The 22,124-nt window shown below is 59.1% G+C and carries 22 protein-coding genes; 8 read left to right on the top strand and 14 right to left on the bottom strand.

Annotated features, from left to right (window positions below; all coding sequences use genetic code 11):
- Positions 1-24 precede the first annotated feature (24 nt).
- Genes zur through znuC form a run of 3 tightly spaced genes read right to left on the bottom strand, consistent with a single transcriptional unit; the run spans position 25 to position 2,166 of the window.
- Entirely contained in the window at positions 25-438 is a 414-nt protein-coding gene (gene zur, locus O9X91_RS12940; RefSeq protein WP_077982278.1) for a zinc uptake transcriptional repressor Zur, read from the bottom strand.
- A complete protein-coding gene (znuB, locus tag O9X91_RS12935) occupies positions 435-1,253 on the bottom strand; it encodes a zinc ABC transporter permease subunit ZnuB (RefSeq protein ID WP_142912231.1) in 819 nt (272 codons plus the stop codon). The genes zur and znuB overlap by 4 nt, the downstream gene beginning before the upstream one ends.
- Positions 1,246-2,166, bottom strand: a complete 921-nt coding sequence (gene znuC / locus O9X91_RS12930; protein WP_142912232.1) for a zinc ABC transporter ATP-binding protein ZnuC — start codon at positions 2,164-2,166, stop codon at positions 1,246-1,248. Before znuC ends, znuB begins: the two co-directional genes overlap by 8 nt.
- A gap of 104 nt (positions 2,167-2,270) precedes the next feature.
- On the opposite strand from znuC, the gene znuA reads away from it, so the two are divergent.
- The gene (gene znuA / locus O9X91_RS12925) at positions 2,271-3,263 is read left to right on the top strand and encodes a zinc ABC transporter substrate-binding protein ZnuA (protein WP_269833468.1); all 993 of its coding nucleotides are present in this window, start codon (positions 2,271-2,273) and stop codon (positions 3,261-3,263) included.
- A 194-nt stretch (positions 3,264-3,457) separates the two neighbouring features.
- Here znuA and O9X91_RS12920 read toward each other — a convergent pair whose 3' ends face one another.
- Positions 3,458-4,510 carry a LacI family transcriptional regulator gene (locus tag O9X91_RS12920; RefSeq protein WP_142912234.1) on the bottom strand — a complete coding sequence of 351 codons (1,053 nt, stop codon included), beginning with the start codon at positions 4,508-4,510 and terminating at the stop codon, positions 3,458-3,460.
- 489 nt (positions 4,511-4,999) lie between these two features.
- On the opposite strand from O9X91_RS12920, the gene O9X91_RS12915 reads away from it, so the two are divergent.
- The 3 genes from O9X91_RS12915 to O9X91_RS12905 all read left to right on the top strand — a co-directional run bounded on the left by O9X91_RS12915 (position 5,000) and on the right by O9X91_RS12905 (position 9,150).
- Positions 5,000-7,498, top strand: coding sequence for a beta-mannosidase (locus O9X91_RS12915; RefSeq protein WP_162520375.1), 2,499 nt, complete (start codon positions 5,000-5,002; stop codon positions 7,496-7,498).
- Positions 7,499-7,601: 103 nt separating this feature from the next.
- On the top strand, positions 7,602-8,633 hold the full coding sequence (mgrA, locus tag O9X91_RS12910; RefSeq protein WP_173989109.1) for an L-glyceraldehyde 3-phosphate reductase: 1,032 nt from the start codon (positions 7,602-7,604) through the stop codon (positions 8,631-8,633).
- A 190-nt stretch (positions 8,634-8,823) separates the two neighbouring features.
- Positions 8,824-9,150: an RcnB family protein gene (locus tag O9X91_RS12905; protein ID WP_077982272.1), complete on the top strand. Its 327-nt coding sequence runs from the start codon at positions 8,824-8,826 to the stop codon at positions 9,148-9,150.
- Between the two features lie 67 nt (positions 9,151-9,217).
- On the opposite strand, the gene gndA is transcribed toward O9X91_RS12905, so the two are convergent.
- From gndA to ccoG, 5 genes are all read right to left on the bottom strand, one after another.
- Entirely contained in the window at positions 9,218-10,648 is a 1,431-nt protein-coding gene (gene gndA / locus O9X91_RS12900) for an NADP-dependent phosphogluconate dehydrogenase (RefSeq protein WP_269833469.1), read from the bottom strand.
- A gap of 164 nt (positions 10,649-10,812) precedes the next feature.
- Positions 10,813-10,971 carry a cbb3-type cytochrome oxidase assembly protein CcoS gene (ccoS, locus tag O9X91_RS12895; protein ID WP_269833470.1) on the bottom strand — a complete coding sequence of 53 codons (159 nt, stop codon included), beginning with the start codon at positions 10,969-10,971 and terminating at the stop codon, positions 10,813-10,815.
- Positions 10,968-13,259, bottom strand: a complete 2,292-nt coding sequence (locus O9X91_RS12890) for a cation-translocating P-type ATPase (protein WP_269833471.1) — start codon at positions 13,257-13,259, stop codon at positions 10,968-10,970. Before O9X91_RS12890 ends, ccoS begins: the two co-directional genes overlap by 4 nt.
- Positions 13,256-13,756: a FixH family protein gene (locus tag O9X91_RS12885; RefSeq protein WP_269825656.1), complete on the bottom strand. Its 501-nt coding sequence runs from the start codon at positions 13,754-13,756 to the stop codon at positions 13,256-13,258. The genes O9X91_RS12890 and O9X91_RS12885 overlap by 4 nt, the downstream gene beginning before the upstream one ends.
- Positions 13,753-15,336, bottom strand: coding sequence for a cytochrome c oxidase accessory protein CcoG (gene ccoG / locus O9X91_RS12880; protein ID WP_269833472.1), 1,584 nt, complete (start codon positions 15,334-15,336; stop codon positions 13,753-13,755). Before ccoG ends, O9X91_RS12885 begins: the two co-directional genes overlap by 4 nt.
- 119 nt (positions 15,337-15,455) lie before the next feature.
- On the opposite strand from ccoG, the gene O9X91_RS12875 reads away from it, so the two are divergent.
- From O9X91_RS12875 to O9X91_RS12865, 3 genes are read left to right on the top strand one after another with little or no spacing between them, the layout of a single operon-like run.
- Positions 15,456-15,860, top strand: coding sequence for an SRPBCC family protein (locus tag O9X91_RS12875; RefSeq protein ID WP_077982919.1), 405 nt, complete (start codon positions 15,456-15,458; stop codon positions 15,858-15,860).
- 10 nt (positions 15,861-15,870) lie between these two features.
- On the top strand, positions 15,871-16,227 hold the full coding sequence (locus O9X91_RS12870; RefSeq protein WP_137410399.1) for a VOC family protein: 357 nt from the start codon (positions 15,871-15,873) through the stop codon (positions 16,225-16,227).
- Between the two features lie 16 nt (positions 16,228-16,243).
- Positions 16,244-16,690 carry a VOC family protein gene (locus tag O9X91_RS12865; RefSeq protein ID WP_142912242.1) on the top strand — a complete coding sequence of 149 codons (447 nt, stop codon included), beginning with the start codon at positions 16,244-16,246 and terminating at the stop codon, positions 16,688-16,690.
- Between the two features lie 57 nt (positions 16,691-16,747).
- Here the strand turns inward: O9X91_RS12865 and ccoP are convergent, their stop codons facing one another.
- The 5 genes from ccoP to cobU form a co-directional block, all read right to left on the bottom strand.
- Entirely contained in the window at positions 16,748-17,611 is an 864-nt protein-coding gene (gene ccoP / locus O9X91_RS12860) for a cytochrome-c oxidase, cbb3-type subunit III (protein WP_142912243.1), read from the bottom strand.
- A gap of 3 nt (positions 17,612-17,614) precedes the next feature.
- A complete protein-coding gene (locus O9X91_RS12855) occupies positions 17,615-17,767 on the bottom strand; it encodes a cbb3-type cytochrome c oxidase subunit 3 (RefSeq protein ID WP_142912244.1) in 153 nt (50 codons plus the stop codon).
- Between the two features lie 13 nt (positions 17,768-17,780).
- Entirely contained in the window at positions 17,781-18,512 is a 732-nt protein-coding gene (gene ccoO, locus O9X91_RS12850; protein ID WP_137410403.1) for a cytochrome-c oxidase, cbb3-type subunit II, read from the bottom strand.
- An 11-nt stretch (positions 18,513-18,523) separates the two neighbouring features.
- Positions 18,524-20,146: a cytochrome-c oxidase, cbb3-type subunit I gene (gene ccoN / locus O9X91_RS12845; RefSeq protein ID WP_142912245.1), complete on the bottom strand. Its 1,623-nt coding sequence runs from the start codon at positions 20,144-20,146 to the stop codon at positions 18,524-18,526.
- 237 nt (positions 20,147-20,383) lie between these two features.
- Positions 20,384-20,905 (bottom strand): bifunctional adenosylcobinamide kinase/adenosylcobinamide-phosphate guanylyltransferase, encoded by a 522-nt coding sequence (gene cobU, locus O9X91_RS12840; RefSeq protein ID WP_137410405.1) that lies wholly within the window; start codon positions 20,903-20,905, stop codon positions 20,384-20,386.
- 495 nt (positions 20,906-21,400) lie between these two features.
- On the opposite strand from cobU, the gene O9X91_RS12835 reads away from it, so the two are divergent.
- Positions 21,401-22,093 (top strand): DUF599 domain-containing protein, encoded by a 693-nt coding sequence (locus O9X91_RS12835; protein ID WP_137411010.1) that lies wholly within the window; start codon positions 21,401-21,403, stop codon positions 22,091-22,093.
- The last annotated feature ends 31 nt before the right edge of the window (positions 22,094-22,124 follow it).

Below are 22,124 nucleotides of genomic sequence, written 5' to 3'. Positions count from 1 at the left end.
GCCTACGCCCGCCCCGTCGTGAGATTAAGCCGAGCAGGCGGCGCAGAGGCCGCGAATTTCAATGGTGGTCTTTTCCGCCTTGAACTTGCTGTCCTTCACCCAGCGCTCGAGACGGTGGTCGATTTCGTGATCGTGGAATTCCGTCACCTGTCCGCAGGACTCGCAGATGGCGAAAGCCACCGTGCCATGGTGCTGCGAGCAGCACTCCGCCTGCGTATGGGTGCAGGCGACAAAGGCGTTGAGGCTCTCGAGCCGGTGCACGAGACCAAATTCCACCAGCTTTTCCAGCGCCCGGTAAACCTGCAGCGGCGCACGAAACCCCTCGTCGCGCAGCTTGTCGAGGATCATATAGGCGCTCAGCGGCTGATGCGCGTTTGAGAGGGCATTCATGACCAGCGACTGGTTCTTGGTGAGGTTCTGCTGGGTCTGAGCATTCATGATCTGCCTCCTTCATCCGCGTCGCGGGAAAAACCCGGCGCCGGCAACAGGCTTATAACGAAGAGGATCACCGCGGCAACCACGATGGATGGGCCGGACGGCGTATCATAGGTCAGCGAACCGAACAGGCCGCCGACAACGGCGACCGCACCGATCAGTGAAGCCACCACCGCCATCACCTCCGGTGTGCTGGAAAAACGCCGCGCCGTCGCCGCCGGTATGATGAGCAGCGAGGTGATGAGCATGATGCCGACCACCTTCATGGCAATGGCGATCACCAGCGCCATCAGGAGCGTAAAGATCAGCTTCGCCCGCTCCGGGTTCAGCCCCTCGGCTTCCGCCAGTTCGGTATTGACGGTGGAGGCAAGCAGCGACCGCCACAGGAACACCATGGAGATGACGACCACAAGCCCGCCGCCCCAGATCAGCGCGATATCGCTACGGGTGACGGCGAGAATATCGCCGAACAGGAACGAGACGAGATCGATGCGCACCCAGCTCATGAAGGCGACGATGACGAGACCGATCGCCAGCGCGGAATGGGACAGGATGCCAAGCAGCGCGTCGGAAGAAAGCGCCTGCCGCCGTTGCAAGAAGAGAAGCAGGATCGATACGGCCGACGCCACCATAAAGACGCTGACGATGAGGTTGAGCTGCAACAGCAGCGATAGCGCGACGCCGAGCAGCGCCGAATGGGCCATCGTATCGCCGAAATAGGCCATGCGACGCCAGACGACGAAACAGCCGAGAGGACCGGCAGTCAGCGCAACACCGATACCTGCGACCATGGCGCGAACGAAGAAATCGTCAAACATGGCGGTCTCCCTGCCGCTCACTGGAAGGCGTATGGCCCCCATGTTCATGCTCATGGCCGCAGCCGCATTCGTCATGGTTGTCGTGATGGTGGCCATGGTCATGCATATGGTGGTGCCCATCCTCCGGGTGGCAATGATCGGTCACCGAACCATCCGCATGCTGCACCCGGCCATCGGGCAAATGGGTATGATCGTGATGGTGGCTGTAGACGGCAAGCGCCTTGGCCGCGGCGCCACCGAACAGCCGCATATATTCCGGGCTCTGGCTCACAGCCTGCGGCGTGCCCCGGCAGCAGACATGGCCGTTCAGGCAGATCACGGTATCGGTCTCCGCCATCACCACATGCAGATCATGCGAGATTAACAGAATTCCGCAATTATTTGAATTTCTGATATTTTTTATCAGATCATAGAGAGCTATCTCGCCGGCGAAATCAACACCCTGCACGGGCTCGTCAAGAACCAGCAGATCGGGCTTGCGGGCGATGGCGCGAGCCAGAAGCGCGCGCTGGAACTCGCCGCCGGAAAGGTGCTGGACCTCGGCATTGGCGAGATGCGCAATGCCAGTCGCATTCAGCGCCGCGTCGATTTCACGGGCTGGCAGCGGCCCGGTCAGCGTCATCAGCCGGCGCACCGAAAGCGGCATGGTCCAATCAACCGAAAGCTTCTGCGGCACATAACCGACCCTCAGACCGGCAATGCGCGAGACCTCGCCCTCAGTCGGCTTCACCACACCGATTGCCATTTTCGCGCTCGTTGACTTGCCGGAACCGTTCGGGCCGATCAGCGTGACGATCTCGCCTTTGCTGACGGAAAACTCCACGCCGCGCACCAGCCATCGGCCGTTGCGCTGCACGCCGGCATTGGCAAGGGAAACCAGTGTATCGTTACCCTTACGGGCGGAATGAAGCATGGCATTGTCCGTTCGGCGATGTTGCCTACCGCTATTGCATACGTTATAGAGTTACGCAATAAATGTAATAACATAACTATACTTGTTCAAGTGGAGTGCATTTCATGAAATCGTTCCTGGTCCCGCTCATGGCATCCGTGGCAATAGCGGCGGCCGCTTCAGGCGCCACCGCCGCGCCCGATGTCGTGGTCTCGATCAAGCCCGTCCATTCTCTCGTCGCCGCCATCATGCAGGGCGTCGGCGACCCGCAGCTCATCGTCGACGGCGCTGCCTCACCGCATACCTATAATCTCAGACCTTCCAACGCGCGCAAGCTGGAAAAGGCGGATGTGGTCTTCTGGGTCGGGCCGGGACTGGAAGCATTCCTGGAAAAGCCCCTGGAGGCGCTTGCCAGCAAGGCGACCGTGGTTGAACTGGAAGACGCCAAGGGGCTCGAGAAGCTGCCCTTCCGTGAAGGCGGCCCCTTTGAAGCACACGACCATGGCGACGAAGGCCATCATGCACATAACGGCCACGCCGAAGAGGAAGGCGCACACGATCATGGACACGACCGTGCGGAGGGCCACGGGGACCATGACCACGGCGCTTATGACACCCATCTCTGGCTCGACCCCGCCAATGCCAAGGCCATGGCGCAGACGATAGAAACCGCTCTGATCGCCGCCGATGCCGGCAATGCCGCGACCTATCAGGCCAATACCAAAAAACTGATAGACGACCTAGATGCGCTCGATGCCGAACTCAGGGAAACGGTCAAGCCGTTGAAGGACAAGCCCTTCATCGTCTTCCACGATGCCTATCAATATTTCGAGCATCGTTACGGCGTGAAGACGGCGGGATCGATCACCGTAAGCCCCGAAACCCTGCCGGGGGCGGACCGCGTCAAACAGATGCAGGAAAAGGTTCGCCAACTCGGCGCAACCTGCGTCTTCGCTGAACCGCAATTCGAGCCGAAGCTGATTTCGGTCATCACCGAAGGCACCGCCGCGAAATCGGCGACGCTCGATCCGGAGGCTGCAACACTGGAACCCGGCCCGGACCTCTATTTCAAGCTGATGCGCGGCATTGCCGGCTCGCTGAAGGACTGCCTGTCCTGAAGCGCATTTGCTGCCCCAAACGGTTCGGCGCCGTCATTCCGGCTTTGAACCGGAAACGGCCGAAGCGTGAATTACCGGAAGAATTCATATTTCAAAACAGTTACTTGCGATTGAAATATAAAGTACCGCATAAGGAAACGAGGCGCGACAATCGCTGGGTAGGCACGTCGCGCCATCAATCGCAAAGCAGCTCGCTACGGCTTCGGCGCCATCGAAGACCAGACAGGGCTGCTGATGCCCTGCAGGGTTTCCGGCGGCGCGCCGTTGATGCGCGCCAGAAGGGCCTTTGCAAGCTCCCTGCCCGCCAGCTTGATATCTTCATTGACGGTGTGGATCTGCGGTTTGATCCAGTTCAGGAACTCGGCGGACTGTTTCGAGACGATATCGATATCTTCGCCGATTTTCACACCTGCCGCTTCGAAACCCGCCACCAGCGCGATGGTGCTGCTGCCGCTGATTGAAACGATGCCGTCGGGACGGTCATCGGATTGCATTAACCGCTGGCCGAAATCGCGGATTTTTTCAAGCGGTGTTTCGATGGTGATGGCGTCCAGCGGAAATTCGCTAAGGCCGAAATCCCTGATCGCCCGGTTGAACCCCTTGCGGGCGTGATCGTGGAACGAAAACCGCGATGGCGGCACGATGACGGCGATCCTTTTGCGTCCGCATTGCGCCAGCCGCTCGACGGCTTCATAGGCATAGGCCTCATTATCGAAATCGTGAAAAGCATGGTCGATGCCCATATCGGACCGCCCATGGGTGACGAAGGGCATGTTGCGCTCGGTCATGAAACGAACGCGCGGATCGTTGGGCTCGATTTTCGAAATAATGACCCCATCCGCCGAACCGGTATCGAGAATATAGCGGATCGGCACCATCGAATCCTTGGCATGGATGTGGGGCGTCACAACCAGATGATATTGTGTCGTGGAAAGAACCTCGGTGATGCCGAATACCATCTGGCTGGTAAAACCCATCAGTTCTTCATCGACGCTCAGCACAAGGGCAATCACATTGGTCTTGCCGGTGCGAAGGCGCACCCCGGCGCGGTTTGGCTGGTAACCGATCTGCCGGGCGATCAGCCGCACGCGCTCCTTGGTTTCAGCGCCGATATCGGGCGCATCCTTCAGTGCGCGCGAGACGGTGGTGATGCCGAGACCCGTCATATAGGCGATGGTCTTCAAGGTCGGACGCTCGCCCGTCGTCGCGGATATGTCGTCCCTGCCGGATTTTCCAGTATCGTTCATGTCATTTCGCCACGCTTTACCGAACGATAATCATAGATAGCTTTTGCTCTGTTGCAAAGGCAAAGGTCTCGGCCACAGAGCGGGCCTTTTCTGCATATCCGCCGATCCGGCTATAACGATATAGATCGAGAAAATATCTCCCCGCCGTCAGCCACTCCTCAAGGTCTGGAAATTGTGGATATTGACGGACAAACATCCTAATTATTTAAATTAAATAAATAGAATAAATTACTGATATAAATTGATAAAATAACAAATTTATAACTCACCAGAACTTCTGCGTCCCACTCAATAAACGCCCGGTATTTTTCTGGCATCCACAGGACATTCAAAGGAATGACGGGAGGATTGTTTTACGGTAACGTTGCCGGAGGGAGGAAATCGCAAGGCCGCATAAACGTATCACGGCCGCTTTGCGTCGATCCATTCTCCCCATATTCTGACACAAGCCTGCATCATAATGCCGGCCGTCTTCGTTGAATTCATATTATGCAGGGTCCGATTATGCTTTCTTCTTCCTCGCCCGAAACCGTCGTCGATCTGGCCGGGTCCTGGCGCCTGAGCTCGGTGGAAGGAGACCACGCCACCCAGCTTTCCGTACCGGGCGATATTCACACCGCGCTCAAAAATGCGGGCGTCATTCCTGATCCCTATCACGGCGCCAATGAAAAGGCGGTGCAATGGGTCGCGCAGCGAGACTGGATCCTTGAGCGCACTTTCATTCTCGATGAGGCGGACGCCAGCTGGTATCTCGATATCGATTACCTCGACACGGTCGCCATCGTCTTCGTCAACGACGTACCGGTCCTGAGCGCCGACAATTGCTTCCGCCGATACCGCCCCGACGTCTCACGGGCCATACGGCCCGGTGAAAACATCATCCGAATCCATTTCCATTCCAACATCGTGGCCGGTGCGGAGCGGCAGGCGCGGCAGCCTTTTTATATTCCCTATCACCCCGGCAATTCACCCATTGCCAATGGCAACATGCTGCGCAAGCCGCAATGCCATTTCGGCTGGGATTGGAATATCGCAATTGCGCCGCTTGGACTTTACGGCAAAATCCTGCTGAAGCGGCTCGATACGGCCCGCATCGAACATGTCGTTACCTCGCAGCACCATGTCGAAGGCGGTGTCGAACTGCATGTGGCCGTCACCCTTTTTGCCGAGGGACCGGCAAGCCTGCCGGTCTATCTGTCGCTGAATGACGATAGGCTCAGGCTCGATTGCGGCGTCGGCGCCGGCGAAACGGTGATACGCCACGTCTTCTTCGTGGAAAATCCGGAACTCTGGTGGCCGGTCGGCAGTGGCGAGCAGACGCTCTACAGACTGACCGTGGAATTGCCCGATGAGACCGTGACCCGGCAGATCGGCTTCAGGACCATCGAGCTTCTGACCGACAAGGATGAGGCCGGCAGCCGCTTCGCCCTCCGCATCAATGGCCGGGAAATCTTCTGCCGCGGCGCCAACTGGATTCCCGCCGATGCGCTTTATTCGTTGACCAGCCGGGAAAAGACCGAAGATCTCCTCTGCTCCGCGGTCGAGGCCAATATGAACATGATACGAGTCTGGGGCGGCGGCTTTTATGAGGAAGACTGGTTCTACGACCTCTGCGACCGTCTCGGCCTGCTGGTCTGGCAGGACTTTATGTTCGCCTGCAATCTCTATCCCTGCAGCGAGGACTTTCTCGACAATGTCGAACACGAGGTCGACTATCAGGTCAAACGCCTCTCCTCGCATCCGTCCATCGCACTCTGGTGCGGTGATAACGAACTGGTGGGCGCGCTGACCTGGTTCGATGAATCCCGCAACAATCGCGACCGCTATCTCGTGGCTTACGACCGCCTGAACCGCACTATCGAAAAAGCCCTGAAAAAAGCCGCTCCCGAAGCGCTTTGGTGGCCGTCAAGCCCCGCTTCCGGTTATCTCGATTATGGCGACGCCTGGCACGCGGATGGCTCCGGCGACATGCATTATTGGTCCGTCTGGCACGAGAACAAGTCGTTCGACAATTACCGCTCGGTCAAGCCGCGCTTCTGCTCCGAATTCGGTTTCCAATCCTATACGTCCATGCCTGTCATCCGCACCTATGCGGAAGAGAAGGACATGAACATCGCCTCCCCGGTCATCGAACTGCACCAGAAGAATGTCGGCGGCAATGAGCGGATTGCGGGCACCATGTTCCGCTATTTCCGCTTCCCCAACGATTTCAAGAATTTCGTTTATCTCAGTCAGGTGCAGCAGGCGCTGGCCATCCGCACGGCTGTCGATTACTGGCGCTCGCTCAAGCCCCATTGCATGGGCACGCTTTATTGGCAGCTCAACGACACCTGGCCGGTCGCCTCATGGTCGAGCCTCGATTATGGCGGCGGCTGGAAGGCGCTGCACTATGCCGCCCGCCGTTTCTTCCAGCCGGTTACAGTCTCGGCCATCCCTTCAGAAGATGGACGCCGGGTGAGCTTCTCGATGGTCAACGACACGGCGGAGGATGTGGAAATTGACATGAACATCGTTGCCCTGACCATGGACGGCAACCGCGTGCCGCTGAAATCCGCCAACGGCACATGCGCGACGGATAAGGCCGCGACGCTGACAGACATCGACATGGACAGCCTGCCGGATGGCGCTATCCTTGCGTGGAGCTTCATCGCGTCCAACGGCATGACCGGCGAAGGCCATCATGTGCGCGATAGCTACAAGGCGCTGGATCTTCAGCCCGCCGGGTTGGATCTCTCCGTCAGCCCGCTGAAAAACGGCCAGTTTGAAATCGATGTCACCGCCGCCGGTCTCGCCCTCTTCGTCATGTTGGAGGCGGACCAGCCGGGTCGATATTCGGACAATCTGTTCGATCTTTCCGCCGGTGAAACGCGCCGCATCATCTTCACCCCGAAGGCGGGCGGCCCCCAGCCGCATTTCCGCATCTTCGATCTTCACACCTGCCAATCCTCGCCCAATCCCGACATTGAAACGATGCGGAGAAAGGCATAACCATCCCTCTCGGGAATGACAGGTGCACATGCGCCTGTCGTCGACAGTTCAAAGGGTTGCCGGGTTCTGCGGCAGCCAGTCATCAGCAAATGGAGGAATACCCATGGTTTGGCAACCGGCCGAAAACCGATACACATCCATGAAATACAATCATTGTGGCAAGACCGGCCTGAAACTGCCGGCGATTTCGCTGGGGCTCTGGCACAATTTCGGTAATGACACGCCGCACCAGACGAAACAGGCCATTTGCCGCCGCGCCTTCGATCTCGGCATTACCCATTTCGATCTCGCCAACAATTACGGCCCGCCACCCGGCAGCGCCGAAACCGCCTTCGGTGAAATTCTGAAGACGGATTTCAGAGGTTATCGCGACGAGATGATCATCTCCTCCAAGGCCGGTTACAACATGTGGCCAGGTCCCTATGGCGAATGGGGCAGCCGCAAATATGTAATCGCCTCCTGCGACCAGAGCCTGAAGCGCATGGGGCTGGACTACGTCGATATTTTCTATTCCCACCGTTTCGACCCCAATACACCGCTTGAGGAGACCTGCGGCGCGCTGGACCAGATCGTGCGTTCGGGCAAGGCGCTTTATGTCGGCATCTCGTCCTACAATTCGAAGCGTACCCGCGAGGCCGCCGCGATCCTGAAGGATCTCGGCACACCCTGCATCATCCATCAGCCGAGCTATTCGATGATCAATCGCTGGATCGAAGAAGATGGTCTCGTCGACACGTTGGAAGAACTGGGCATCGGCTCCATCGTCTTCTCGCCGTTGGCGCAGGGCATGTTGACGACGAAATATCTCGGTGGCGTGCCGCAGGGTAGCCGCGCCTCGCAGAGCAAGTCGCTGAACCCGGCGTTCCTCAACGAGCGCAATGTCGAAAACATCCGCGCGCTGAACAGTATTGCCGAACGCCGCGGCCAGACGCTGGCGCAGATGGCGATTGCCTGGGTTCTGCGCGGCGGCCGCATCACCTCGGCGCTGATCGGCGCAAGCCGTGTCGAACAGGTCGAGGACTGCGTAAAGGCGCTGGACAATGCTGATTTCTCCGCCGAAGAACTGGCCGAAATCGACCGTTACGCCAAGGACGCTGATATCAACCTCTGGGCAAAATCCGCCGAACGGGCCTGATATATGAAGCAAGGCCGTCCGGCGGATACCGGGCGGTCTCACTCCAAGAGCCGGATTGCAATCTGCAACCGAAGAATTAATGTCCGCACCTAACCGTTAATAACCATTACATAAATGTAATTTTAAATTCAGTTTCCGTTCATTCGTTTATTCGTAAGTTCTCCTCATCGAAACACGAGAGGAAACGTCCATGAAAAAGTTCGTCACCATTCTTCTGGCAGCCACCGTTCTTGCAGCCCCGATGGCTCAGGCCCAGAGCCGCCACGACGACCGCCATCGCGGCGTTACCGTCGAGCGTCAGGTCACCACCAAGAAAGTCATCGTCAAGAAGCACCGCTGGGATCGCGGCCAGCGCCTCTCGGCCCGTGAGCGCCGCAACATGGTGGACCGCCGTGACTACCGCCGCTATCGCCTTGCCGAACCGCGCCGCGACCAGCGCTGGGTGCGCGTCGACAACCAGTTCCTGCTCATCAACGCCGTCAGCGGCCTGATCGTCGGTCTCGCCGCCGCCCGCTAATCGAGGCATAGATGAAATGAAAAAGGCCCGCTCGCGCGGGCCTTTTGTCGTTTGTCGTTTCACCCTATCAGAAGCTATCCGCGCCGCTGCCCCAAGGGCCGTGCGGTTTGTCCACACCGTCGGTGCGTTCGAAGCCGTGGGCGCCGAAGAAGTCGCGCTGCGCCTGGATGAGGTTGGCGCTGCCGCGACCGCGGCGATAGGCATCGAAATAGCCGAGTGCCGAAGCCAGCGCCGAAACAGGCAGGCCGGAGAGCACGGCATAGGAAACCACACGACGCAGCGGCGCGTCGGTATCCTTGACGATGGCGGAGAAGGCCGGCGTCACGATGAGGTTGGCCACATGCGGATCCTTCGTAAAGGCCGAAGTGATCTCATCGAGGAATTCCGAGCGGATGATGCAGCCGGCGCGCCAGATACGGGCGATCGTCGGCATCGGCAGGTTCCAGTTGAACTCCTTCGACGCGGCCGACATGATGGCGAAGCCCTGCGCATAGGCGCCGACCTTGGCGGCCAGAAGCGCGCTTTCCAGATCGGCGATAAACGCCTTTTTGTCTGCGGGTGCGGCTGCAAGCGTCGGCAGACCGAAAATCTTCTCGGCAGCTTCACGCTCATCCTTCTGCGAAGACAGGATACGGGCAGCGACGGCCGCCTCAATGGCGGTTGCGGCGACGCCCATGTTCTGGGCTTCGATGACCGACCACTTGCCTGTGCCCTTCTGGCCGGCCTTGTCGAGGATCAGATCGACCATCGGCTTGCCGGTAATTGGATCGGCGGCGCGCAGAACCTTCTCGGTGATCTCGATCAGGTAGGAATTCAGGCGGCCCTTGTTCCATTCGGCGAACACATCGGCGATTTCGACGGCGCTCATGCCAAGGCCATCGCGCAGGATGCCGTAGATTTCGGCGATCATCTGCATGTCGGCATATTCGATGCCGTTATGGATGGTCTTGACGAAGTGGCCGGCGCCGTCATTGCCGAGCCATGCCACGCACGGATCGTCATTATACTTGGCGGAGATGGAGGTCAGAACCTTCTCGACGCGCTTCCAGCTGTCTTCGGTACCGCCAACCATGATCGACGGTCCATGACGCGCGCCTTCTTCACCGCCGGAAACGCCCATGCCGATAAAGGTCAGGCCGCTATCTTTCAGATTATCGAAACGGCGGATCGTATCGCGGAAATTGGCATTGCCGGCGTCGATCATGATATCGCCGTTGGCGAGATGGGGTTTAAGGATTTCCATCTGCTGGTCGACGGGGTCGCCAGCCTTGATCATGATGATGATCGGACGCGGAGGACGAATGGCGGCGACGAATTCCTCGATGGTTTCGCAAGGGATCAATTGCCCCTGCAGGTCTCCAGCCTCGGCGTAGAATTTCTTCGTCGCTTCAGGGGTTCGGTTGAATACGGCAATCTTGTTGCCCTTTTCTGCGATGTTCAACGCCAGGTTCGAGCCCATGACGCCGAGACCGATCAAACCGATTTCTGCCTGTTCCACGGATGTGCCTCCATCTTGCTTTTAGGTGGTCGTGTTGTGGCACTGTAATCACCAAACGGCAAGGCTGGCCGCGACTGAAACGATTAAATTTTGATGACGCAAGTCAGCTTTGCATATTTGCCTCATGTCGAAAGACGCTCGCAATGGAAGCGATGGGCCTGTCTCTAGGAAGGTCGAGGCCGGTCGTCGCCATCGTCCAGTGCCCGCCAGGCTGCCCCGTCCATATCCTCATATTGCCCTGACCGCACCGACCAGAGAAAAGCGGAAAGCCCGAGCGCACCGAGAAACAGGGCGACGGGAATAAGATAGATAAGCATATTCATGCGGGTTGCGCCCCCTCGCCTGTAAAGCCCGTCGGCACGATCTCTCGCGCAGAAACGGCCTCCGCCGCTCCGGCAAGACGCAGGGCGTTGGCGACAACGATCAGCGACGATGTCGACATGGCGATGGCCGCGATCATCGGCGTCGCGTAACCGGCAATCGCAATCGGCACCGCGATGATGTTGTAGCCGATGGCCAACGCGAAATTCTGCCGGATAAGCCGCCCAGCCCGGCGCGAGGTCTCTATTGCAACAGGAACCGCATCCAGATCTTCGTGCATGAACACGAAGTCGGCGGCCTGGCGGCCTATATCGGCGGCGGTGGCCGGAGCCATCGAAACATGCGCGGCGGCCAGCGCCGGCGCGTCGTTGATACCGTCCCCGACCATCAGCACCCTGCGCCCCTCGTCGGCAAGCTCGGCGCAACGAGCCGCCTTGTCCTTCGGCGACAGGTCGGCACGCCAGTTGCCGATCCCCAGCCGCTGCGCCATCGCGCTGACGGCGGCGGGCCGGTCACCCGAAACGATTTCCTGCACAAGACCCCGCACTGAGAGATGACGCAAAGCCGCAACCGCACCAACGCGCGGATTATCCTCGAAACCGAAGCTTGCCAGTTGATGGCCATCGAGCGACAGCACCACTTCCGACCGCGCATCGCCATTGTCGAGCCTTGCCTCATCCGCGCAGGCGAAACGGCGATTGCCGAGCCGGTAGATGCCGGATGCCGTCTCGGCCTCCACACCCGAGCCCGGAATTTCCCGGACCACCTCATAGGCCGGCAGGGCACCGTTATAGGCGGCCTGTAGGGCTTTCGACAACGGATGACGCGAATGGGCGGCAAGTCCCGCCGCGATTGCCATGGTGGCCGGCGTCACATCACCTGTCTTGACCAGTCTCGGTTTACCAACAGTGAGGGTGCCGGTTTTGTCGAATAGCACGGTGTCGATTTCGGCCAGCCGCTCCATCGCCGAACCTTCCTTGACCATAATGCCGTGCCGGAAGAGCCTTCCAGCCGCCACCACCTGCACGACGGGAACGGCAAGGCCGAGCGCGCAGGGACAAGTGATGATGAGAACCGCGATGGCAATCAGCATCGCCTGTTTCCAGTCGCCGCCGAAAATGCCCCAGCCGATAAACGTGACCAGCGCGAGAAGATGCACCACGGGTGAATAATAGCTTGCGGCGCGGTCGGCGATACGGCGGTAACGCGCCCGTCCGCCTTCGGCCGCCTCCATCAACCCGATCACTTCCGACAGAAAGGAATCCCTTGCCGAGGCGGTCACCCGGGCGGTGAGCGAACCGGTGAGGTTGAGCGTGCCGGCCTGCAGGCTGTCGCCTGCCGCAACGCGGCGCGGCGCGCTTTCACCATTGACGATGGACATGTCGAGATCGCTGCTGCCGGAGACCACCACGGCATCCACCGCTACCCGGTCACCCGCCGCAATCGCAATCGACATTCCGGGTTCGATATCCGCAAGCGACCGGTAGTCCCGCACCCCGTCCGCGTCGATGACGGTAGCGCCGCGCGGCGAAAGGCGGGCCAATCCGGCAATCGCCGAGCGCGCCTTGTCGCGCATGACATGATCAAGCGTGCGACCGATCAGCAGGAAGAACAGCAGCGATACCGTCGCGTCGAACCACGCGTGTTCGCCGTGATGGATCGTCTCCCACAGCGAAACGGCGTAGGAAAGCGTGATGGCGAGCGCGATCGGCACATCCATATTGGTGCGGCCGTGTTTCAGCGCATTCCAGGCCGATCGATAAAAGAAACGCCCGCCATAGATCAGCGCCGGCGCGGCGATCATCGCCGAAATCCAGTGGAACATGTCACGCGTCGCCGCATCCGCGCCCGACCAGACGGATACCGACAGCAGCATGATGTTGGCGGACGCAAAGCCGCAAAGTGCCACCGCCCTGATAAGCTGCGAGCGCAACGCGTCTGAAGCATCCTGCCCGCTCGCGAAAAGATGTGTCCTGTATCCGGTTGAAAGGATCGCGCGGGCAAGATCGGCAGGATCGGTCCTGACGCCATCGACCTCTTCCTTCCAGACGACCGCCACCCGTTTCGACGACAGGTTCACCCGCGCCCGCTCCACTTGCGGCACGCGGCGAAGCGCAGTCTCGATGGTGGTGATGCAGGCGCCGCAATAAACACCCGGCACGCTGAGATCGGTCTGGCGAAGACCCTGCCCCAGATCGCGGCTCGCCAGCAGCAATTCCTCCGACGATGGCGGATTGACCGGTTCGCCGAGTTGCAGCGACCCTTCCGTTCCCGGTGCGCAGCAGCTCATTTGCGCCCCCTGATGACGGCGATCCGCGTGCCCTCATGCACGATGATCCGGCCATCCTTGACGGCTGTCACTTCGACGATCCATTGGCCGGGCAACATGTCATGCGCAGCAGTGAAAACACCTGTCGAAACCGGGGCCAGCTCCATGTCGAAATTCTGGCTCTCACCCACGGGCCGGCGGAAATGCGCCGTCACCGTATCCGTGTCGACAGGCCCGGCATCCGGATGGAAAACTTCGTAACGCACGGTCTTTTCATCCACCGCCAGCCTGCCCTTGATGCCGGTTGCAGCCCTTGCCTTGGCGGCCTCCGCCTTGGCGTTGAACTGCTGGCTGGCCACATAGGTATTGGGCACCACAAGCCCGCTCCAGCTATGGATCGCGTTCCAGGCCATGATCATGTTGACGGTAATGATGGTACCAAAGAACAGCATCATGACGCCGAGCATGTGCCAGCCGGTAAATGTGAAACCGGAGGCGCGTTGATTGTTCACCGTCATTTTTTCACTCCCGGAGCATTGAAGACCGCATCGTAACGGGCCGTTTCGTGGCCGGCCGTATCGCTGACGATGAATTCGAAATTTTCAGCTACCCGCGCAACATCCTCGCCCGGCAGGGTGACAAAGACCTTCAGCGTCGTCGCCTCATCCGGCTCCACGGTCACCTCGAAAGCCCGGGCAGCCGTATCGGCCATGCCGTTTATCTTCATCACCGCATTCGGAAGGCCGTCCATCGTCAGGCTCATTATGCGTGGCTGTGGCACCATGTTGAGGATTCGGACCGTGTAACCGTTGCGGATGGACCCGTTCGATTCCAGCACATATTGCGGGTTGCGGTCGTGCAGCACGTTGAGCGCCAGCCGCTCGCGCGTCACCAGCGCAAACAGCATGCCGATGCCCACAGCAGCCCAGATGGCCGTATAAAGCAGCGTGCGCGGCCGGAAGATGATGCGCCAGTTGAAGTGGCGCACGCGCCTACTGAAACGGCCGTCCTCTTCGCGCACATTGGCGGGACGGATGGCGTATTCGCCGTTGCCGGTCGCCAGCGCCATATTGGACTGGTATTCGGACAGCGTCGCATAGGCGATCAGCCCGCGCGGTTTGCCGATCTTGTCCATCACCCCGTCACAGGCATCGATACAGAGCGCGCAGGTGATGCATTCCAGCTGCTGCCCGTCCCTGATGTCGATGCCCATGGGACAGACCGCAACGCAGGCATTGCAATCGACGCAATCGCCGATGCTCTCCCCTGCCGCCGCAGCCTTTTTAGCGTGCCGCGAGCGCGGTTCACCCCGCCAGTCATTATAAGTGACGACAAGCGAATTCTCGTCCAGCATCGCTGCCTGAATGCGCGGCCAGGGGCACATATAGGTGCAGACCTGTTCCCGCATCAGCCCGCCGAAGACATAGGTAGTAGCGGTGAGGATCGCGACGGTGGTGTAAGCGATCATGGGTGCTTCGCCGGTCAGGAACTCTCTCGCCAGCGTCGGCGCATCGGCAAAATAGAAGATCCAGGCTCCACCTGTCAGAACACCGATGACCAGCCAGACCGCATGTTTCAACACCCGCTTGTGTAACTTGCCAAACGTGAAGGGCGCCGCATCCAGTTTCATGCGAGCGTTCCTGTCGCCCTCTATCGCCCGCTCGACCACCAGAAACAGATCGACCCAGACGGTCTGCGGACAGGTATAACCGCACCATGCGCGCCCAACGGCGGAGGTGACGAGAAAGAGCCCCAGCCCCGCCATGACCAGCAATCCGGCGACGAAAAAGAACTCCTGCGGCCAGATTTCGATGAAGAAGAAATAAAAGCGCCGGTTGGCGATATCGATCAACACCGCCTGATCTGGCGCATAGGGGCCACGGTCCCAGCGCAGGAATGGCGTCAGATAATAAATGCCGAGCGTGATCAGCATTACCAGCCATTTGAACCGCCGGAACCGGCCCTCGGCGCGCTTGGGAAAAATCTTCTTGCGCGCTTCATAGAGCGGTTTGCGCGTTTTTGCGGAATTGACGGCTTCCGCCTCCAGTCTTTCAACCGGCTGTTGCGGGCGATCCTGTCCGGCGCGATAGATGTTCATGATAGGAGTCCATTTTTATCTCCTTGCTTTCTCCCATCTCCGCAGTGAAACATCCTTGACTTGCATCAAGTGACGACAAAGTGGCGCAGTCGCGGGAAAGCGCCGTCAGGGAGGATGAAATGCCTGTCATGCAGTCGAGAATCATTCATCTATCCATCGAAAAACCGTGGGCTGAGGTCTACAACTTCGCCTCCGACCCTCAGAATATGCCCCGCTGGGCCGCGGGCCTTGCGGGCGGTCTTAAAGCCGATGGCCAAGACTGGATCGCCGAGGGCGGGCCGCTTGGCGAGGTACGCGTCAATTTTGCGCCCGCAAACGAATTGGGCGTCATCGACCACGTCGTGACATTGCCGGATGGTATCAAAGTTTATAACGCGCTACGGGTGACACCGAATGGCGACGGTACGGAGGTGAGTTTCACCCTGCTTCGCCTTCAGGGCATGACGGACGAGGATTTCGATCAGGATGCAAGAGCGGTCACGGCCGATCTCGAAACGCTGAAGGCGCTGCTCGAAAAGGATTGATGGAGGAAAGATGATCACGAATACAAACGACCGACGCATCGACTATGTCGAATTCAACGTCGCCGATATCGAGCGCAGCAAGGAATTTTACGGCGGCGCGTTCGGTTGGACTTTCAAGGATTACGGTCCGCAATATTGCGAATTCTCCGACGGCCGCCTGACGGGCGGCTTCACCACCACCGCGCCGGTTTCTTCCAAGGGCGGACCGCTCGTCATTCTCTACGCCGCCGATATCGAGGATGTGCAACGGCGTATCGAGGCCGCCGGCGGCCAGATCAGCGTCGCGATCTTCGCCTTTCCCGGCGGCCGGCGTTTCCATTTCACCGATCCGGATGGATACGAACTGGCCGTCTGGTCGAAAAACTGATCGGCAGGAACCCGCAATGACTTTGACAACGCCGCCTTTTTCGCTGGTCGGTATCGATCATATCGTCTTCATCGTCGACGATATGGCGCGGGCGCTCGATTTCTACCGGAACGTGCTGGGGTGCACTGATGGTTACTCTTATCCTGCTCTCGGCATGGAACAGGTCTGGTGCGGAAATGCCTTGATCGTGCTGTGGGATGTCACACATCCCGGTGGCACAAAGGCTGCTCCGCCCGTCGCCGGAGGACGGAATGTCGATCACATCTGCATAGCGACCGGTCCCCTGAACCATGATGCGCTTCGCGCACATCTGGCGAAATTTAACGTTACGATAGAACAGGAAGCCTTTCACGGCGGCGCGAGAGGAATGGGACATTCGTACTATTTCCGTGATCCATTCGGCAACAAGATCGAGTTGAAGGGACCAGCCGAATATCCGGATGGACGGGCGGACAACGCCTGATCTGCCCATGATAAAAAGGGCGCCTCCCCGGCGCCCCCTCTCCACATTCTGCTCACCTCATTCACCCCCACCAAGCGAATGCACGAAGATGGCAAGCTGCTTGACGGTCGTATCACCGAGACGCTCTCCCCAGGCAGGCATCACCCCATGTTTCGGTGACCGTATCTGTGCAGCGATACCTTCTTCGCCGTGGGCCTTCAGCCAGATAGCATCGGCAAGATTGGGTGCTCCGAACTCGCGGTTGCCCTTAGCATCCTCACCGTGGCAAGAAGCGCAATTATCCGCAAAAACCTGTTTGCCAGGTTCCACCAGCGCCGGATTGGAAGGCTTTCCGGTCAGACTGACGACATAGGCGGCAACCTCGCGGATTTCGTCAGACTTCAGAATGTCGACGAAGGCCGGCATTTCCGAAGCACGCGTATCAGCATCGTCGGCAAAACGAATGCCGTGCTTCACCGTTGTATAGATGTCCTCGACGCTGCCGCCCCACATCCAGTCGTCATCGTTGAGGTTGGGATAACCCTGCCCGCCTTCCGCGCCCGAACCGTGACACTGGATGCAATTGACCTTGAAAGCGGCCGCGCCGCCGGAAAGGGCAAATTGACTCAGGGCCGGGTCGGTCTGAATTTCGGCAAGCGACGCATTGGCGATTTTGTCGACAAAGACGCTCTGCAACTGTTTTGCATCGGCAATATCGGCGGCAATATCGCCGCGGCTGTTCCAGCCGAGCAACCCTTGCGTCGCCCCGTTGATCAGCGGCCATGCCGGATAGGCGATGGTATAGCCGATGGCCCACAGTATCGTGAGATAGAAGGTCCAGACCCACCAGCGCGGCATTGGGTTGTTCAGCTCGCGGATACCGTCCCATTCATGGCCAGTGGTTTCGACGCCGCTGATTTTATCGATGTGTTTTTCGGACATATCCTAGTCCTCCTTGAGCGGAATGCTGGCGGCATCGTCCGCGGCTTTTCTCGAGCCTGGGCGAAGGGTGAAAACAACGACGCTGGCAAAGAATAGGGTCATGGCAAGCAGACCCCAGCTATCGGCGAAGTGGCGCATGGCCGTGTAGGTTTCCATGGCTCACACCTCCTCACCGGTATCCGGCGGCATCGTCATAGGTCGAGAAATCGACCAGCGTGCCGAGCATTTGCAGATAGGCCACAAGCGCATCCATTTCGGTGAGCTTGGCCGGATCGCCGTCGAAATCGCCGACCTTGGCCTTCGGGTAACGCGCTAGCAGCTCGCTGGTATCGGCATTCGGGTCAGCCTGCGCCTTCATGTCAGCGCTCGCCTTTTCGATCATCTCGTCGCTATAGGGTACGCCGACGGCGCGGTTGGCCTTCAGCTCCATGGAAACCTCGGTGACCTTCAGCGTCGTGGTCTTCAGGAAAGCATAGGAGGGCATGATCGATTCCGGCACGACCGAACGCGGATCGGCCAGATGCTGCACGTGCCACTCGTTCGAATAACGATCGCCGACACGCGCAAGATCCGGCCCCGTGCGCTTGGAACCCCACTGGAACGGATGGTCATACATGGATTCCGCTGCCAGGCTGTAATGCCCGTAACGCTCCACCTCGTCGCGGAACGGTCGGATCATCTGGCTGTGGCAGACATAACATCCCTCGCGGATGTAGATGTTGCGCCCGGCCAGTTCCAGCGGCGTGTAGGGCCGCATGCCCTCCACCTTCTCGATGGTGTTTTCGAGATAAAAGAGCGGTGCGATTTCCACGATACCGCCGATGGAGACGACCAGCAAAGAACCGACCAGAAGCAGCGTGGCGTTGCGTTCGACGACGGCGTGTTTGTCAAGAATGGACATCGGAGCCCTCCTTATTCAGCAGGCTGCAGCGAGGGCACCGCGCCTTCGCTGGCGCCCTCCTCGCGTTGATGACCGAGGATGGTCATTGTAACGTTGTAGGCCATGATCAGCGCGCCACTGAGGAACATCAGGCCGCCCAATGCACGCATCACGTAATAGGGGAACAGCGCCGCGACCGACTCCGCGAAGGAATAGACGAGGAAGCCCTGGGTATCGTATTCGCGCCACATCAAGGCCTGCTGGATGCCGGCCACCCACATGACGGCCGCGTAGATGACGATGCCGATCGTGGCGAGCCAGAAGTGCCAGTTGACGAGTTGCAGGCTGTAAAGACGCTCCCTGCCCCAGAGTTTCGGCGTCAGGTAATAGATCGCGCCGAAGGTGATCATGCCGTTCCAACCGAGAGCACCCGAATGCACATGGCCGATGGTCCAGTCGGTATAGTGGCTGAGCGAGTTGACGGCCTTGATCGACATCATCGGACCTTCGAAGGTCGCCATGCCGTAAAAGGCCACCGCCATCACCATCATGCGCACGATGGGGTCTGTACGGATCTTGTCCCAGGCGCCCGATAGCGTCATCAGGCCGTTGATCATGCCGCCCCAGGACGGCATCCACAGCATGATCGAGAACACCATGCCGAGCGTCTGCGCCCAGTCCGGCAGCGCCGTATAGTGCAGATGGTGCGGGCCGGCCCAGATATACATGAAGATCAGCGCCCAGAAGTGGATGATCGACAGGCGGTAGGAATAGACCGGGCGGTTCACCTGCTTGGGAATGAAATAATACATCATGCCGAGGAAGCCGGCTGTCAGGAAAAACCCGACAGCGTTATGGCCGTACCACCATTGCGTCAGCGCGTCCTGCACGCCCGAAAAAGCCGAATAGCTCTTGACGCCAAGGAACGAGACGGGAATGGCGAGATTGTTGACGATATGCAGCATGGCGATGGTGACGATGAAACTGAGGTAGAACCAGTTCGCCACATAGATATGCGGCTCCTTGCGCGTGAGGATCGTACCGAGGAACACCAGCAGATAGGCGACCCAGACAATGGTCAGCCAGATATCCACATACCATTCCGGTTCCGCATATTCGCGGCCCTGCGTAATCCCGAGCAGATAGCCGGTGGCGGCCATGACGATGAAGAGGTTGTAGCCCCAGAACACGAACCAGCCGAGATTGCCGCCGAACAGCCGCGCCCGACAGGTTCTCTGCACCACGTAAAAGGAGGTGGCGATCAGCGCATTTCCCCCGAAAGCGAAGATAACCGCCGATGTGTGCAGCGGCCGCATCCGGCCGAAATTGAAATAGGGCGCGATGTTGAGATCGGGAAAGGCGAGCTGAAGCGCCACGACAACGCCAACCAGAAAGCCGACGACACCCCAGAACACAGTGGCGATGACGCCGTATTTCACCACCTCGTCGAAATATTCCGACTTCAAGTGAGCACGCGTGGCAGAACCGACAGGCGCGAAGGAGACACGGCGCAGCAAAAGCACCGTGCTGACCAGAAGCGTAAAGAACAGTACCCACATATGGGCTGCGAAAAGACTGTCATGGGCAAAGGCTGCCCCAAGCAACGCGAGAAAGGCGCCGAGCGCCACGATCGCGGTTTCTAACGTGTAATTCATTGTTGGTTTCCCCCAACGTGCAAGCCGACCGACGAAAGGCACGGCACGCGCCCAAGAGAGCGGAAACGTGCCTATGCGTCGGTTGGAGCATTGCCACCGGCGGGAGAGCGCCACCTTGATCCAGGTCAAGAAAGCAAAGCTGTCGCAGCCCCGGCAAAACGGGACGCGGCTTTACGAGAGAAATTTGTACAAGAGCAAAATGCGCAGCGATGCCGGCCCCGCTTGCGCGCGTACCCTTCAGCCCTTCATCTTCAGGGGCAGGCCGGCGGCGACGAAATAGACTTCTGCGGCAATGGCGGCGATTCGCTGATGCAGGCGGCCGGCGTGATCGCGAAATTCCCGCGCCATGCGGTTTTCCGGCACGATGCCGAGACCGACTTCGTTGGAGACGAGAATCAGCTTAGCTCGAGCCGATGCAATCGCCGTCTCGAGCGCCGCAAAAGCAGCCTCGATATCGGCGTTCTCCATCATCAGATTGGTGAGCCACAGGGTGAGGCAATCGATGAGAACGACATTTTCCGGCGCGCCGAGCTGGTCCAGCACGGCGGCAATATCGACGGGCGCTTCATGCGTTGTCCATTCGCCGCCGCGCCGCGCCTGATGATGGACGATGCGGTCGCGCATCTCGTCATCCCATGCTCGGCCAGTGGCCAGATAATGCAGGCTTCCACCCGACTTGCCCGCAAGCTCCTCCGCAAAACGGGACTTGCCGGAGCGCGCGCCGCCAAGAATGAAAACGGAGCGGTTTTTATCTGTCATCTGAAACCTGAAGGAAGAGAATGAAACGGACCGGCATCTTCGCCGTGTCGCAAGCCAGGGGCAGACAGACAGGAAGGGAACGATTCGTAGAAAAAGGCGTTCCCCGGTTGCTCATGCCGGACTGCCGCTGATACCGGGCCGGAGAAAACAAGACCTGCCTGCAGGATGCGGGGCATATCAGCCTTGGCTGCTCCGGATACCGGAAACACCGGTCCAGATAAAAGGCTAGGTGCGAACGGCCATTCTGTCAATCGGCCCTCGCCGCAGGCAAAAAAACGGGCGGAACCGGGACGCAAAACCTTAACCCGGAACCGGCAGACACATCGTCCGCGACTGGATTGATAAAGCGACTTGGTTACCGGAACGTTAGCGAAAAACCGAACCGCAACGCCCAAGGAGAATATGGAGTAACGGCAGCCGCCGCCATTGCCTTGCCATGGCCTTCAAATCAATATGCTTTCGAAGATTCGCAAACAGCAAGGTGGCCTGCCCGTGATGACCGTGATGGACTATATCTCGATCGTGGTTTTCATCCTGCTATGGGCCGTTTATACCCATGTCACGACGGGCACGAGGCTGTTTTCGAGAGCCAGCCTCAACCAGGCCATGGCCGAGCGCCGCCGCGAGTGGATCATGAATTCGCTGAAGCGCGACCTGAAGATGATCGACACGCAGATCATGGCCGGCCTTCAGAATGGCACCGCCTTCTTCGCCTCCACCTCCATCTTCGCCATCGGCGGATGTTTCGCCCTGCTGGGCGCCACAGAACAGGTCGAATCGGTGTTTCGCGACATGCCGTTCGTGCAGTATGCCGGGCGCACGGCCTTCGAGCTGAAGGTCATCGGGCTGACCTGTCTTTTCGGTTATTCCTTCTTCAAGTTCGGCTGGTCCTACCGCCTGTTCAACTATTGCACCATCCTGTTCGGCGCCATTCCCATGGTCCACGATGTCGGCGCCGATCGCAGGGCGGCCGAGCGGGCAGCCGAAAACGTCATAAAGATGAACATCATCGCTGCTAAGAACTTCAATGACGGCCTGCGGACCATCTTTCTGTCAATCGGTTATCTCGGCTGGTTCATCAGCCCCTATGTCTTCATCGCCAGCACGGTCATCATCATCGTGGCGTTGTTACGCCGCCAGTTCTTTTCCGAAGCACGGCGCGCCATTATGGAAGAAAACAGGCCTTGAAATAGCCGCACTTCAGGGGCCAAGCCGAGCG

The sequence above is a fragment of the Agrobacterium salinitolerans genome, assembly GCF_027498475.1.
GTDB classification, from domain to species: Bacteria; Pseudomonadota; Alphaproteobacteria; order Rhizobiales; family Rhizobiaceae; genus Agrobacterium; species Agrobacterium salinitolerans.
Note: the sequence above shows the minus strand (reverse complement) of the source record. Positions and strands in the feature narration are given on the sequence as shown.

Coding starts and splice junctions, on each gene's coding strand:
- O9X91_RS12855 (WP_142912244.1), bottom strand. CDS start 17,767: ATGGAAACCTACACGGCCATGCGCCACTTCGCCGATAGCTGGGGTCTG.
- O9X91_RS12870 (WP_137410399.1), top strand. CDS start 15,871: ATGATCACGAATACAAACGACCGACGCATCGACTATGTCGAATTCAAC.
- O9X91_RS12835 (WP_137411010.1), top strand. CDS start 21,401: ATGACCGTGATGGACTATATCTCGATCGTGGTTTTCATCCTGCTATGG.
- znuC (WP_142912232.1), bottom strand. CDS start 2,166: ATGCTTCATTCCGCCCGTAAGGGTAACGATACACTGGTTTCCCTTGCC.
- O9X91_RS12915 (WP_162520375.1), top strand. CDS start 5,000: ATGCAGGGTCCGATTATGCTTTCTTCTTCCTCGCCCGAAACCGTCGTC.
- O9X91_RS12865 (WP_142912242.1), top strand. CDS start 16,244: ATGACTTTGACAACGCCGCCTTTTTCGCTGGTCGGTATCGATCATATC.
- mgrA (WP_173989109.1), top strand. CDS start 7,602: ATGGTTTGGCAACCGGCCGAAAACCGATACACATCCATGAAATACAAT.
- znuA (WP_269833468.1), top strand. CDS start 2,271: ATGAAATCGTTCCTGGTCCCGCTCATGGCATCCGTGGCAATAGCGGCG.
- zur (WP_077982278.1), bottom strand. CDS start 438: ATGAATGCTCAGACCCAGCAGAACCTCACCAAGAACCAGTCGCTGGTC.
- ccoO (WP_137410403.1), bottom strand. CDS start 18,512: ATGTCCATTCTTGACAAACACGCCGTCGTCGAACGCAACGCCACGCTG.
- ccoS (WP_269833470.1), bottom strand. CDS start 10,971: ATGAATATGCTTATCTATCTTATTCCCGTCGCCCTGTTTCTCGGTGCG.
- O9X91_RS12875 (WP_077982919.1), top strand. CDS start 15,456: ATGCCTGTCATGCAGTCGAGAATCATTCATCTATCCATCGAAAAACCG.
- O9X91_RS12920 (WP_142912234.1), bottom strand. CDS start 4,510: ATGAACGATACTGGAAAATCCGGCAGGGACGACATATCCGCGACGACG.
- O9X91_RS12885 (WP_269825656.1), bottom strand. CDS start 13,756: ATGACGGTGAACAATCAACGCGCCTCCGGTTTCACATTTACCGGCTGG.
- znuB (WP_142912231.1), bottom strand. CDS start 1,253: ATGTTTGACGATTTCTTCGTTCGCGCCATGGTCGCAGGTATCGGTGTT.
- O9X91_RS12890 (WP_269833471.1), bottom strand. CDS start 13,259: ATGAGCTGCTGCGCACCGGGAACGGAAGGGTCGCTGCAACTCGGCGAA.
- ccoN (WP_142912245.1), bottom strand. CDS start 20,146: ATGAATTACACGTTAGAAACCGCGATCGTGGCGCTCGGCGCCTTTCTC.
- cobU (WP_137410405.1), bottom strand. CDS start 20,905: ATGACAGATAAAAACCGCTCCGTTTTCATTCTTGGCGGCGCGCGCTCC.
- ccoG (WP_269833472.1), bottom strand. CDS start 15,336: ATGAACATCTATCGCGCCGGACAGGATCGCCCGCAACAGCCGGTTGAA.
- ccoP (WP_142912243.1), bottom strand. CDS start 17,611: ATGTCCGAAAAACACATCGATAAAATCAGCGGCGTCGAAACCACTGGC.
- O9X91_RS12905 (WP_077982272.1), top strand. CDS start 8,824: ATGAAAAAGTTCGTCACCATTCTTCTGGCAGCCACCGTTCTTGCAGCC.